Consider the following 13,516-nt stretch of genomic DNA (forward strand, 5'->3'; position numbering starts at 1 on the left):
GCAAATTAATTACAGTACTCTGTTTTTTCGAGATCCTTGTTTAAAAGCCGTAATATTATCCATCAGGATATTCGCAAGCTTCTGGATCGATGAGTCACTACCCCATGCAACATGAGGAGTCAGCAATAAGTTTGGTAGGTCACAGTTAGCGATTAGAGGATTATTCTCATCAGCGGGCTCTTGGCTAAACACGTCCACTCCTGCACCACCAATCGACTTCTCCTGTAGCACTTTAACCAATGCAGACTCATCCACCAAACCACCACGCCCGGTATTAATCAAAATCGCATCAGGTTTCATTTGCGCTAGCTCTTTTGTACCGATCAGATTGCGCGTTTGTTGATTAAGCGGACAATGTAAACTCAGCACATCAGATAGCATCAATACTTGCTCAAAAGAAAGATAGCCTTCGCGGCATTTCGCGGCACCTTTTCGCTCCGAAAAGATCACGTTCATCCCTAATGACTTCGCCAGCAATGCCGTAGCCTGCCCTAACTCTCCACTACCAATAACACCAAAAGTCGCGCCAGCAATATCACCAATAGAATGAGTAAAGAAACAGAATTGCTGTTTACGTTGCCATTCACCTGCTGCAATATCTTGGTGATAGCCCATAAGGTTGCGTCTTAAAGCAAACATCATCGCGATGACATGCTCCGGCACTGACTGGGTGGCATAGCCACGAACATTGGCGACAGCAATATCTACTTGCTGGCAGTAATCAATATCAATATTGTTGAAACCTGTTGCACAGACGGCAATCAGTTCAAGATTTGGTAGATGAACCAATGTGCGGCGATCTAACACCACTTTGTTGGTAATGACAATTTGTGCTTGGCTTAACCTTTCAACAATCTGATCAGGTTCAGTAGTGTCATATTCGATCCATTGATGATCAAAAGGTAAGTGGGGAAATTCAATATGAGGGGGAATCGTTGAACGATCGAGAAAGACAACAATAGGCAGCGACATAGGTTTCTCCTTATTTCGCTGCCTAATGCTCTGCCTACTTTAAGTAGTTTGAGTATTCTATTAACGCTAAGGTCTTGGCAGCGTTTTGTAATCAGGTAATTTTTGCACAGGATCGAAACAATTAAAGATCATCTCTTCTGCTTCAGGATAAAAGTCACAAGGAACAAAGAGACTACGTAACCAATCAGTTTTAGGGTGGTAAAAGCTCAATTCTGCAGCGTGCAACGCCAAGCGTTCCGAACATTCAAATGCTGCGCCTTGTGAATAAAACTCATCACCCACAATTGGGTGACCCAACGCTTGCATATGCACACGCAGTTGGTGTGAGCGTCCGGTTATCGGCAACAAGCGTACAATGGTGGTTTTCTCTTCATGTTTTACCACTTGAAACAAGGTCTTTGAAGGCTTTCCTGTTTGATGGCATACCATCTGTCTTGGTCGATTAGGCCAATCACCAATGAGTGGTAAATCGACCACACCTTCGTTGGACTCAACATGACCCCATACTCGAGCATAGTAAACCTTGTGGGTAAGGCGGTACTGAAATTGCTTTTTCAAGGCACTTTCCGCTTGTTTATTCTTAGCTAGAACCATTAAACCAGAGGTATCCATATCTAAGCGATGAACAATTTGAGCGTCTGGATACGTCTCTTGGATACGAAGCCACATACTGTCACTGTGTTCGGGTAAACGCCCTGGAACAGAAAGCAACCCAGACGGTTTATTTACCGCTAGAATTTGGTCATCTTCAAAAATGATATCAACCCAAGGATCAATAGGGGGATTGTACTGCAACATTGCCATGTTACTTTGCTCCAAAAAACGAGCAATAAGCAAAAGCCTACCGCTCGTTAAATGTGGGGATTATTGATGTGAGACAACGATCATGCGAAGCGAGTCTAATTGGAATTGTGCCTTGCTTATGTACCCAGTTAGTTCTGTAATTTGAGCATCAATCGCTTCAACTTCTTCATCACGAATATTCGGATTCACTGCCTTTAATGCTTGTAAACGTTCAAGTTCCGTGTTCAAACTTACTTGCATTTCTTGCTGTGCTTGAAGACGAATCGCTTCAATTTTGTTCAAGATGAGTTTGTCGCCTACAGTAATAAGTTGGTGAACTTGTGCTTGCACTGAGCTCACCAATCGAGCCGCAATATGGCGACCAACAGGGCTTAATTGGCGATTGAAACTTTCAAATTCCACCTGTTCAGAAAGATCATTCCCTTTGCCATCAAGTATCATACGAATTGGCGTTTGTGGCAGGAATCGGCTAATGCCACTGCGTTTAGGCGCTTGTGCATCAACCGTATAAATCAGTTCAAGCAATAAAGTACCTACTGGTAAGGCTTTGTTTTTTAGTAATGAAACAGCTGCAGCACCCACACCTTCACTCATAAGCAGGTCAATACCACCTTGAATCATCGGGTGTTCCCAACTAATGAAGTGCATATCTTCACGCGACAAAGCAGTGTCACGATCAAAGGTAATGGTTGCACCTTCATACGGTAAGCCTGGGTAGCTCGGCACCATCATGTGCTCTGACGGTGTGACGACAAGCGCATTTTCACCTTTATCATCTTGGTTCAAACCAATCGTATCAAACAGACTAAGGGCAAATGTCACTAGGTTAGTATCACCATCCGTCGTTGAGATTTTTTCTACGATTGCTTGCGCTTTTTCACCACCATTAGAGTGTATTTCAAGTAGACGATCGCGACCTTGTTCAAGCTGTGACTTAAGATCTTTATTTAACTTCGCTGACTCTTCAATGACTTCATCTAAGCCTTCGTTAGTGCCCGACGCCAAAATTTCAATCAAACGGTCAGAAAAGAGGTCGTAAACCGCTCGACCCGTTGGGCAAGTTTCTGCAAACGCATTCAAACCTTCATCAAACCAACGTGCCAAAATCGCTTGCGCTGTACCTTCAAGATAAGGAACGTGAATATCGATATCACGATTTTGCCCAATGCGATCCAAACGACCAATACGCTGTTCAAGCAAATCAGGGTTGAATGGTAAATCAAACATCACCAACTGGTTCGCGAATTGGAAGTTACGACCTTCAGAACCAATCTCACTACAGATCAGAACTTGAGCACCACCTTCTTCTTGGGCGAAATAAGCCGCCGCTTTGTCACGCTCAATGATCGACATACCTTCGTGGAACACGGTTGCACGAATGCCTTCACGCTCACGCAACGCTTGCTCTAATTGTAGAGCTGTACTCGCACGGGAAGCGATAACCAGGATTTTCTCACTGCGTTTGTCTTTAATCTTTTCTAGAAGCCAATTCACACGTGAATCAAACTGCCACCAGCTTGAATCTTCCCCTTCAAATTCTTGAAAAATTTCTTCTGGGTACAAGTTCTTAAGAGCACGAGCTTCAGGGCTAATCTTGCCGCCGATCAGGCCGGATACACGCATTGAGGTGGTATATTGCTGAGGAATAGCCATTGGCAAAAGATTGACATTGCGAACAGGGAAGCCTTTGATAGCAGCGCGCGTATTACGGAACAGCACTCGTCCTGTACCATGGCGATCCATCAAGTTATCGATCAACTCTTGGCGTGCTGTCGCCTTTTCAGCTTCATCACTATCGCTTTCAATAATGCGGAATAACGGTTCAACATCCTGCTCAAACAACAATTCAGTAATCTGGTTTTTTGCTTCATCTGGCAGTACTAAACCAGAGAATAGCATGCTCACTGAATCCGCAACGGGTGCGTATTGAGCTTCTTCTTTTACAAACGCTTCATAATCATAAAAGCGATCAGAGTCGAGTAAGCGAAGACGAGCAAAGTGTCCTTCACGTCCTAGCTGTTCCGGTGTTGCAGTTAGTAGCAACACGCCCGGAGTTTGCTCCGCTAATCCTTCAATTACTTGGTATTCACGACTTGGCTTATCTTGGCTCCACTCTAGGTGGTGCGCCTCATCGACAACCAAAAGATCCCATTCACCTTCTAGAGCTTGCTCGTAGCGTTTACGGCTCTTGCGCAGGAAGTCGAGCGAACAAAGTACATATTGCTGTGTATCAAATGGGTTGTCTGATTCTGAAAATGCTTCAACACAACGCTCTTCATCAAAAATTGAGAAGTGCAGGTTAAAACGGCGCATCATCTCCACTAGCCATTGATGCTGTAGTGTTTCTGGTACCACAATCAGAATACGCTCGGCACGCCCCGCCAACACTTGTTGGTGTATAATCATACCCGCTTCAATCGTTTTACCTAAGCCAACCTCATCAGCCAATAATACGCGAGGTGCATGGCGGCGACCTACTTCATGAGCAATGTATAGCTGATGCGGGATGAGACTCGCTCGCATACCACAAAGACCACGCATTGGGCTCTTATGTTGCTCATATTGATTTTTCAGCGCTCGGTAACGTAAAACAAAGTTGTCCATGCGATCAATTTGACCTGCAAACAATTTGTCTTGAGGTTTGTTAAAACGAATTTGGTTGCTAAGCATGATTTCACGCAGCACAACGTCTTGCTCACCATCGTCTTCACGAGTACCTAAGTATGATAGTAGCCCTTGTTCTTCAACTACTTGCTCAACTTTTAATGACCAACCTTGCTGGCTTTCAATTACATCACCAACATTAAATGTCACTCGAGTTACGGGCGCATCGGTACGGGCATAAACACGGTTTTCTTCTGATGCAGCAAACATCACTGTTACTGTACGAGCATCCAATGCTACTACGGTTCCTAAACCAAGATCACTTTCCGTATCACTGATCCAACGCTGACCCAAAGCAAATGTCATGAATAGACTACCTCATTTAATAAATTTACTACTTATCTTAGCTGTTCTCGCGCCATTTCAAAGGCAGCTGACGGGGAATTTTCTGGTCAGCGTTGGCGCGGAAAAAGGTCGGTCATCTTACTCGAAGCTGTGACATTGGTCACGTGCCTAGCGCGCATTTCCCAACAAATTTTCCCCATCTAATCGAATGACATCAAAGTGAAAGAAAAGCATGTCACAACAGAAGATGACGATTGCATATACCTTAGTCACTTAATGGCACTACGAGCAACAAGCACAAAGAACGCTTAAACTCGGTAATGTGGCAGATAATCTTAACAGCACCACTGCAACTTTAAGAAAATCAGGTATATACTTTTATTTACGCATGAGTGTTTTTTCCTTTTCACGATTTGCGTCACTCATGCGTATAGCAAAGACGATCAATACGGGTTTGCTGGCTAGCTTTTCCCCTCAGTCATACAACAGAGCGGGGACAGTACGATAAATGAACAATTCATACAGCAACTACAGGCTATTTGAATTTTCGGCTAGATTATCACCAGCTAGCAAGCAGTAAAGTCAGCCTCACAACAGTGGGCACTGCGCCGCCTAGCGGCAGGAGACGCTTATGGGTGATACGGATAGAAAACTCTTCGTACTCGATACCAATATCCTTCTTCATGAACCTTTCGCTATTTATTCCTTCCAAGAACACGATGTCATCATCCCGATGACGGTTTTAGAAGAACTTGATCGTATCAAAGACAGTAAGCGCGATGTTGCACGAGACGCTAGAGTCGCCATTCGAGCATTGGAAGCGCTATTTAAAGATGCTACACCTGATGAAATATCCGAAGGTATCCCGATTAATCGAGATAAAGAGGCAACTGGGCATATCGCCATTTTAGCTGATTTTGAACTGCAAGAGACAATTAAAGCATTTGCGGATAAAGCAGGTGACAATCGCATTCTTAATGCCACACTCTATTTGCAAAATAAACGCGCCCCACGAGAAGTCATCTTAGTCACCAAAGACATAAATATGCGCTTGCGAGCAAAAGGGGCGGGGGTTCGTTTTGTTGAAGATTATCGAACCGACCAACTCATTGATGATGTCCAGTATCTCACTAAAGGTTTTCAACAAATTGAAGGTGACTTCTGGGCAAATGTAACTCAAGTAGAAAGCAAAGCTTTTGCTGGTAGCACCTTTCATACCATGGCAAAGGAGACCTTCGAACCAACCTACTTAAACCAATATGTGATAGATGAAGAAAGTGACTTTGTTGGTTGCATTACTGCAATAGATGACGATTCCATCACCTTAAAAGATCTTAGCCGAGATCGATTAATGCACCGACGTACATGGGATATCACACCAAAAAACATCTACCAAGCAATGGCGATGGACGCCCTGCTCGACCCAGATATTGATTTAGTCATTTTAACTGGTGCCGCGGGGAGTGGCAAAACTCTACTAGCCCTTGCAGCAGCACTTGAACAAAGTATCGAAAACAAGATGTTTGATAAAATTATTGTTACTCGGAACACACCTGATATTGGCGAATCGATCGGTTTTTTACCGGGTAGCGAAGAAGAAAAAATGCTGCCTTGGCTTGCAGCCGTTACCGATACACTCGAAGCTTTGCATAAAAATGATCATTGCACTGAAGGCTCGCTGAAATACATCTGCGATAAGGCTAACATTCAGTTTAAATCGATTAATTTCATGCGCGGTAGATCGATTCAAAATGCATTTGTACTGCTCGATGAATGCCAAAACCTTACCGCATCGCAGATTAAGACCATCATCACTCGCTGTGGTGAAGGAACTAAGATTGTCTGTTCTGGTAATTTAGCTCAGATAGATTCCTCCTACTTAACACCTGTCACTTCTGGTTTAACTTACATGGTCGAGCGATTTAAAAATTTCGAAGGCAGTGTCAACATACATCTTAATGGCGTAGTACGTAGTCGATTGGCGGAGTTTGCTGAAGAAAATTTGTAGCCACTCCATCTTTATACTCGGCGAATTACCCACAGTAATTCGCCGCCCTTTAAAATAACTATTCACTTTTAGTGCGTTTTTATGTTTTACTGGTAATGTCTTTTCATTCAAACTCAAGGATTAGAGTATGGCTTTCAACCTTCGTAACCGTAATTTCGTTAAGTTGCTCGACTTCACTGCAAAAGAGATTCAATTCTTACTCGATCTCTCTGCCGATTTAAAAATCGCCAAATACTCGGGTACGGAAAAGCCTACATTGCAAGGCAAAAACATTGCACTAATCTTTGAGAAAGCTTCAACTCGAACTCGTTGTGCTTTTGAAGTTGCCGCCTTTGATCAAGGCGCACAAGTTTCCTACATCGGTCCTTCTGGCTCACAAATTGGTCATAAAGAATCAATGAAAGATACTGCGCGCGTACTCGGCAGGATGTACGACGGCATTGAATACCGAGGCTTTGGGCAAGCGACTGTCGAAGCGCTAGCAGAGCATGCCGGTGTCCCCGTGTGGAATGGTTTAACCGATGAATTCCACCCAACACAGATTTTAGCGGATTTTTTAACCATGCTTGAACATGGTCAAGGGAAGCAACTTTCTGAAATTACCTTTGCTTACCTAGGCGATGCGCGCAATAACATGGGCAATTCACTAATGGTCGGCGCGGCTAAGATGGGCATGGATATTCGCCTTGTTGCGCCAAAACAATTTTGGCCAGAACAAGAACTGGTCGATACCTGTCAAGAAATAGCGCTGCAGACTGGTGCAAAAATCACCCTCACAGAAAATGTAAATGAAGGGGTGCAAGGATGTGATTACCTATACACCGACGTTTGGGTATCTATGGGTGAAGCTGCCGAAGCTTGGGATGAGCGCGTCGCATTAATGGCACCATACCAAATCAATATGGATGTGATAAAAAAAACGAGTAATCCACAGGTGAAATTTATGCATTGCTTGCCAGCATTTCATAACGACGATACAACCATTGGCAAAGACGTCGCACAAAAATATGGTATGAAAGGTTTAGAAGTAACCGAAGAGGTTTTTGAGTCACACCATTCGATTGTTTTTGATGAGGCCGAAAACCGCATGCACACCATTAAAGCAGTTATGGTTGCGACTTTAGGTAGTTAATACTCAACTATTTTTGAATGAAAAAGCGCGAAGTAATCGCTTGCGATCAACAGTCTTCTGCGTATAATTCACGACAATTTGTCTGGGGGTTGTGAGTTATGCCACGTAATTCGTGTTCTACAATACGCTTTACTCAAGGTAAGCTAAATTGCTTACTGGCAGGTTATTTTACAATTTCCACCGATTTTTAAAGCCTCCCTATTGGGGGGCTTTTTTATTGCCTGAATTTTATTCTTCTAGTCAGATAGGGATGACGATTATGACCAACACGCTTTACAACAAGCACATCATTTCGATTCCAGAGTTATCACGTACCGAACTCGAGTTAATAGTCCAAACCGCAGGTCAATTAAAAGCAAAGCCAAACCCAGAACTGATTAAAAATAAGGTGGTTGCCAGTTGCTTTTTTGAGCCGTCTACACGTACCAGACTCTCATTTGAAACCGCTATTCAGCGCATCGGTGGCAATGTGATTGGTTTTGATAATGCTGGCAATACTTCGTTAGCGAAAAAAGGCGAGACCCTCGCTGATTCCGTGCAAGTTATCTCAACTTACGTTGACGCTTTTGTTATGCGCCACCCACAAGAAGGGGCTGCTCGTCTGGCCTCTGAATTCTCAAATGGTGTACCGGTAATTAATGCTGGTGATGGTGCAAACCAGCACCCAACTCAGACGCTGCTTGATCTCTACACTATATCTGAAACGCAAGGTCGATTAGACAACCTAAACGTCGCTTTCGTTGGCGATTTAAAATATGGCCGCACAGTGCATTCATTAACGCAAGCACTGGCTAAATTCAACAACATACGCTTTTTCTTTGTGGCTCCAGAAGCACTCGCAATGCCTGATTATCTTTGCGAAGAACTAGACGAAGCTGGCATCCAATATAGCCTACATGTCGATATGGAAAGCGTGATACCTGAGCTAGACATTCTTTACATGACGCGCGTACAAAAAGAACGCTTTGATGAGTCAGAATACGCACACATCAAATCCGCTTATATTTTGACAGCCTCAATGCTAGAAGATGCGCGTGAAAACCTCAAAGTACTCCACCCACTTCCGCGCGTAGATGAGATAACCACTGACGTAGATAAAACACCACACGCTTGCTACTTCCAACAAGCAGAAAATGGTGTATATGCTCGCCAAGCTCTATTAGCTTTAGTACTTAACCAATCACTGTAATCGAGGGGATATCATCATGGCTAAAGAAACTCAATTGCAGGTAGAAGCAATTAAAAATGGCACCGTCATTGATCACATTCCTGCGCTAGTCGGCATTAAAGTTCTTAAATTATTTAGCATGGATAAAAGCAATCAACGTGTCACTGTTGGGCTAAATCTGCCATCGTCGGCGCTTGGTCATAAAGATCTACTGAAGATTGAAAATGTATTCATCAATGAAGATCAAGCAAGCAAATTAGCGCTTTATGCCCCACACGCTACAGTGAACCAAATTGAAAACTATCAGGTTGTTAGAAAGCTTGCTTTGGATCTTCCTGAGCAGGTTAATAATGTTTTTGAATGCCCTAACTCAAACTGCATCACTCATGGTGAACCGGTAGAGAGTAGCTTTAGAGTGTTTGAGAAAAACAGCGATGTTCGCTTGAAGTGCAAATATTGTGAAAAAGTATTTTCTCGAGAAATTGTGACCGAACGCTAAGCAAAGAAAACTAATTAGTCAAGCTAACCAAATATCTCACGCAAGTGAGGTATTTGGCTCTTTACCCGCTGCTTTATACAAGGCAAACTGACTGCTTTAATCCAATGAAAACAATGGGAAACGTCACATGACTAAAGTTCTTCACACAGAAGCTGCACCAGCAGCTATCGGTCCTTACGTTCAAGGAGTAGATCTCGGAAGCATGGTGTTAACTTCTGGCCAAATTCCGCTAAACCCAGTCACAGGTGAAATTCCTGTCGATATAGCAGCGCAAACTCGTCAATCATTAGAAAATGTCAAAGCCGTGGTAGAAGCGTCTGGTCTTGGTGTCGCTGATATCGTAAAAATGACGGTATTCGTAAAAGATCTCAATGATTTCGGCGCAGTAAACGAAGTCTACGGTGCATTCTTTGATGAGCACGATGTCGCAAACTACCCTGCTCGCTCATGTGTGGAAATCGCTCGTCTGCCAAAAGACGTCGGAATTGAAATTGAAGCTATTGCTGTACGCAAGTAAGCTATTGCTATTCAAATAAAAAGGCGAACTAATATTCGCCTTTTCACCATTAAAACTCGTACTTAGTAAACGATACTACTTAAAGCCTTTAACCTTCTTAATTAGATCGTACGCACTTTGAATCTCTTGCGATTTCTCTTTCGCTACATTCATCATCTCTGGCGGCAATCCTTTTGCCATTAGCTTGTCTGGGTGATGCTCATTCATTAACTTACGGTATGCTCGTTTCAGAACTTTAGAATCGGTATCTTCATCCACCCCCAGCACTTTATATGCATCGCTTAATTGATTTGCTGATGGCGCTTGTTGCCAATCGCCTGATTGTTGATGCCCACCACCAAATCCACCATGCTGAAAACGAAAAGCCGCTTCTTGCATACGCAATCGCTGTTCGAGTTGCTGCGCTGAAAAACCCAATCTCTCAGCTATGCGATGCAATACTTCTCGCTCACTTGGATGAAGACTCCCATCCGCAAAAGCTGCCGAAATCTGTAATTCCAAGAAGAACTGCAATAGATCAAAACGACCACCAGAAGAGATTTTGACTCGCGCGAGCACATCATCAAGCGGAAAGTCTGATGACTTGCCATCACGAAACGCCTCTTGAGCGGCAACGCGTAGTTCACCATGTAGGCTCATGCGATCCATCATGGTACTAGCTAGCTGAATCTCTTCTTTAGTTACTTGCCCTTTTGCTTTTGCCACATGCCCCATGACAGCAAAGGCAGCTTTAAAAAACTCTTCTTGTCGTTGCGCTTGGTTCGCTCCACCACCAAATGGTGAGGAACGGAAACCGGATTGATTTAAACGGCGCGCTTTGTCAAATTGGTGGCCAAGAAAAAGCCCAAATGCGGCGCCAAATACGCCACCAAATAGAAAGCCAAAAAAAGTGCCCAGAATTTTGCCGAAAATATGCATTATGTGCTCTCAATCTATGAATTTTTTCATCGTTACGCGGTCTGATAGTGCCGGATGGTGTAAATTCCTTTATGATAAAGACCGTTTTATTCTTTGTTCGGTTATCCATGCACCGAATGTATCAAGTTCAACAGGATAGTAAAACTCGATGTCACGTTTTCCACGTACGTTACTAGCCGCTTCAATCAGTGCATCACTATTTGCATCTCAGATTCAAGCCAATGAAGCCGTAGTTGACAATAGTGTGCAGGAACTGCCCGCTATAGATCAATGTTTGATCGATCAACCTGAAGCAGAAAATCCAAACCAGCTACCGATCAACGTCGAAGCTGATAGCCTCGAAGGCGTGAACGGTGATAAAGCCACTTATAGCGGTAATGTGGTTGTTGTTCAAGGCAAAAAGCGTATGCAGGCTGACAGCGTGACTCTCCACCAACAAGACAATGTAGTGGTTGCAGAGGGTAACGTGGTATTCAGTGACGGACAGGTAAAAACCCTATCCGATAAAGCAGTGAACAATCTCAATACAGACTATGTTGAACTGAAGAACACCAAATACCAATTTCTTTGTGAACCTGGGCGTGGCGAAGCTGTTTACGTATCAAAAACGGGGAAAGCCGTTTATGAAATTGAAGACGGCTCGATCACCTCTTGCCCAGAAGGTGATAATTCGTGGCGCATGTCCGCATCAAGTATTGAAATTGATCAAAACGAAGAAGAAGCCACATTTTTCAACCCTCGCTTTGAAGTTCAAAGCGTGCCGATTTTCTACCTACCTTACTTAACCGTGCCTATCGGTGATACCCGTAAAACGGGTTTCCTCTACCCAACGGCATCGTATGGTTCAAGCGACGGTATTGAGTTTGAAGTTCCAATCTACTGGAACCTCGCGCCAAATTACGATTTAGAAACCACGCTAAAATACATGGAAAAGCGAGGCACACAACTTAATAGTACCTTCCGCTACTTAACTGGCATTGGTGAAGGTCAGATTAAGTCTGAATACTTACCTGATGATAAAAAGTATCTGGAAAAAGATGATCGCTGGGCGATGCAATACACCCATGACGGCATTTATCAGCAGAATTGGAAATTCCATATCGATTACTCAAAAGTAAGCGATATTGATTATTTTACCGATTTGGACTCCAACATTGGTAAGCGTGAAGATGGTCAGTTGATTCAAGAAGGCGAATTCCAGTACCGTACCAATAACTGGGATGCAACTCTACTGGCTCGTGATTTCCAAGTACTAACTGAAGCAGGTGGCTTGCCATATCGGATTTTGCCGCAAGTATCCTTTAACTATTACTCACCTGAATTAATGCCATTTTTGGATTTTGATTTAGTTAGTCATGTATCTCGATTTGATACTGATGACAAAACCAAACCTTCTGCCACTCGTGTGCATATAGAACCGGGCATTACGATTCCGATTAGCACCACATGGGGTACATGGACTAACGAAGCCCGTATTTTAGGTACCTATTATCAACAAGATCTAAACAAAATAAATCTAAGCGACCCGCAATTTGATAGATATAACCTAAAAGAAAACGTCACTCGCGTAATACCAGAATTTCGTTCCCATGCCGGTATCGTTCTTGAGCGCAACACCTATGCTTTTGGCGGTTATACACAAACGCTAGAGCCACAAGTTCAATATCTGTACGTGCCAAAAGAAGATCAATCTGACATCTATCTTTATGATACAACGTTATTGCAAACAGACTATTATGGTCTGTTCCGCAGTCGTAAATACAGTGGTGTTGATAGAATTGCCGCGGCAAACCAATTTAGCTATGGTGCATCAACTCGTTTCTTTGATGATCTATACAAAGAACGTCTGAATATCTCTTTTGGTCAAATTTTCTACCTAGATAAATCAACCAAGAACTCAGACCCAATCGCCCAAGATCAAGAGTCAACCAGTTATTCGGCATGGGCAATTGAGATGGACTTCAACTTTTCTGACTACTTGCTCTATCACGGCGGCGTCCAATACGATGTTGACTCTAGTGAAATGCAGTTAAGTAACAGTACATTAGAGTACCGCTTTGACAAAGGTTACCTTCAAGGTAACTACCGTTACGTAACGAAGAAGTATATCGAGCAAACTGTTGACCTAGAAAGTATTGATGTGAACAACGGCATTGATGGCATCACTCGTGATGGTATATCCCAAGCTGGTATTTTAGCTGGCTACGCCTTTTCACCAAGCTGGAATGCTAGTGCTCAATATTTCTATGATTTAACCACCGACCAATCGATTGAGTGGCTAGCTCGTTTAAATTATATCGATGACTGTTGGTATATTGGCTTTACTTACAGCAATCAATTACGCGGTTGGGACCCTGATTTTGTCAGCTATCCAAGTGCCGAGCCTAATTACGAAAATAACTTCAGCATCAATTTTGGTATTGTAGGTTTTGGCACCAATATGGGTACAGGCTCGGGCTTGTCTGAAAATGACAACGGCAGCAATTCTCTGGGCTACGGACGCCCATTCTTCTTAAACAACTAATTTTTCAAGCCAGTCGATTTAGACT

10 protein-coding genes are annotated in these 13,516 nt (G+C 43.3%); 6 read left to right on the forward strand and 4 right to left on the reverse strand.

The window, feature by feature from the left end:
* Positions 1-9: 9 nt before the first annotated feature.
* The 3 genes from L4C38_RS06275 to rapA form a co-directional block, all read right to left on the reverse strand.
* Complete coding sequence (locus L4C38_RS06275; RefSeq protein ID WP_428796679.1) at positions 10-972, reverse strand: D-2-hydroxyacid dehydrogenase; 963 nt, start codon at positions 970-972, stop codon at positions 10-12.
* Positions 973-1,038: 66 nt separating this feature from the next.
* Entirely contained in the window at positions 1,039-1,776 is a 738-nt protein-coding gene (gene rluA, locus L4C38_RS06280) for a bifunctional tRNA pseudouridine(32) synthase/23S rRNA pseudouridine(746) synthase RluA (protein WP_428796680.1), read from the reverse strand.
* A 60-nt stretch (positions 1,777-1,836) separates the two neighbouring features.
* Complete coding sequence (rapA, locus tag L4C38_RS06285; protein WP_428796681.1) at positions 1,837-4,746, reverse strand: RNA polymerase-associated protein RapA; 2,910 nt, start codon at positions 4,744-4,746, stop codon at positions 1,837-1,839.
* Positions 4,747-5,356: 610 nt separating this feature from the next.
* Here rapA and L4C38_RS06290 point away from each other — a divergent pair.
* The 5 genes from L4C38_RS06290 (at position 5,357) to L4C38_RS06310 (ending at position 10,049) form a co-directional block, all read left to right on the forward strand.
* Positions 5,357-6,733, forward strand: coding sequence for a PhoH family protein (locus L4C38_RS06290; RefSeq protein WP_428796682.1), 1,377 nt, complete (start codon positions 5,357-5,359; stop codon positions 6,731-6,733).
* A gap of 127 nt (positions 6,734-6,860) precedes the next feature.
* On the forward strand, positions 6,861-7,865 hold the full coding sequence (gene argF / locus L4C38_RS06295; RefSeq protein ID WP_428796683.1) for an ornithine carbamoyltransferase: 1,005 nt from the start codon (positions 6,861-6,863) through the stop codon (positions 7,863-7,865).
* A 259-nt stretch (positions 7,866-8,124) separates the two neighbouring features.
* The gene (gene pyrB, locus L4C38_RS06300; protein ID WP_428796684.1) at positions 8,125-9,054 is read left to right on the forward strand and encodes an aspartate carbamoyltransferase; all 930 of its coding nucleotides are present in this window, start codon (positions 8,125-8,127) and stop codon (positions 9,052-9,054) included.
* Between the two features lie 16 nt (positions 9,055-9,070).
* Positions 9,071-9,532 carry an aspartate carbamoyltransferase regulatory subunit gene (gene pyrI / locus L4C38_RS06305; RefSeq protein WP_428796685.1) on the forward strand — a complete coding sequence of 154 codons (462 nt, stop codon included), beginning with the start codon at positions 9,071-9,073 and terminating at the stop codon, positions 9,530-9,532.
* Between the two features lie 127 nt (positions 9,533-9,659).
* Positions 9,660-10,049, forward strand: a complete 390-nt coding sequence (locus tag L4C38_RS06310) for a RidA family protein (protein ID WP_428796686.1) — start codon at positions 9,660-9,662, stop codon at positions 10,047-10,049.
* Between the two features lie 75 nt (positions 10,050-10,124).
* On the opposite strand, the gene djlA is transcribed toward L4C38_RS06310, so the two are convergent.
* Positions 10,125-10,967, reverse strand: coding sequence for a co-chaperone DjlA (djlA, locus tag L4C38_RS06315; RefSeq protein ID WP_428796687.1), 843 nt, complete (start codon positions 10,965-10,967; stop codon positions 10,125-10,127).
* A 148-nt stretch (positions 10,968-11,115) separates the two neighbouring features.
* Here djlA and lptD point away from each other — a divergent pair, with 148 nt between their 5' ends.
* Complete coding sequence (gene lptD, locus L4C38_RS06320) at positions 11,116-13,491, forward strand: LPS assembly protein LptD (protein WP_428796688.1); 2,376 nt, start codon at positions 11,116-11,118, stop codon at positions 13,489-13,491.
* Positions 13,492-13,516 lie beyond the last annotated feature (25 nt).

It is taken from the genome of Vibrio kasasachensis, assembly GCF_050337565.1.
Classification (GTDB): domain Bacteria; phylum Pseudomonadota; class Gammaproteobacteria; order Enterobacterales; family Vibrionaceae; genus Vibrio; species Vibrio kasasachensis.

Bases quoted from the DNA above. Each gene is read 5' to 3' on its own strand.
- L4C38_RS06290 (WP_428796682.1), top strand. From the start codon at position 5,357: ATGGGTGATACGGATAGAAAACTCTTCGTACTCGATACCAATATCCTT.
- argF (WP_428796683.1), top strand. From the start codon at position 6,861: ATGGCTTTCAACCTTCGTAACCGTAATTTCGTTAAGTTGCTCGACTTC.
- pyrI (WP_428796685.1), top strand. From the start codon at position 9,071: ATGGCTAAAGAAACTCAATTGCAGGTAGAAGCAATTAAAAATGGCACC.
- pyrB (WP_428796684.1), top strand. From the start codon at position 8,125: ATGACCAACACGCTTTACAACAAGCACATCATTTCGATTCCAGAGTTA.
- rapA (WP_428796681.1), bottom strand. From the start codon at position 4,746: ATGACATTTGCTTTGGGTCAGCGTTGGATCAGTGATACGGAAAGTGAT.
- L4C38_RS06275 (WP_428796679.1), bottom strand. From the start codon at position 972: ATGTCGCTGCCTATTGTTGTCTTTCTCGATCGTTCAACGATTCCCCCT.
- rluA (WP_428796680.1), bottom strand. From the start codon at position 1,776: ATGGCAATGTTGCAGTACAATCCCCCTATTGATCCTTGGGTTGATATC.
- L4C38_RS06310 (WP_428796686.1), top strand. From the start codon at position 9,660: ATGACTAAAGTTCTTCACACAGAAGCTGCACCAGCAGCTATCGGTCCT.
- djlA (WP_428796687.1), bottom strand. From the start codon at position 10,967: ATGCATATTTTCGGCAAAATTCTGGGCACTTTTTTTGGCTTTCTATTT.
- lptD (WP_428796688.1), top strand. From the start codon at position 11,116: ATGTCACGTTTTCCACGTACGTTACTAGCCGCTTCAATCAGTGCATCA.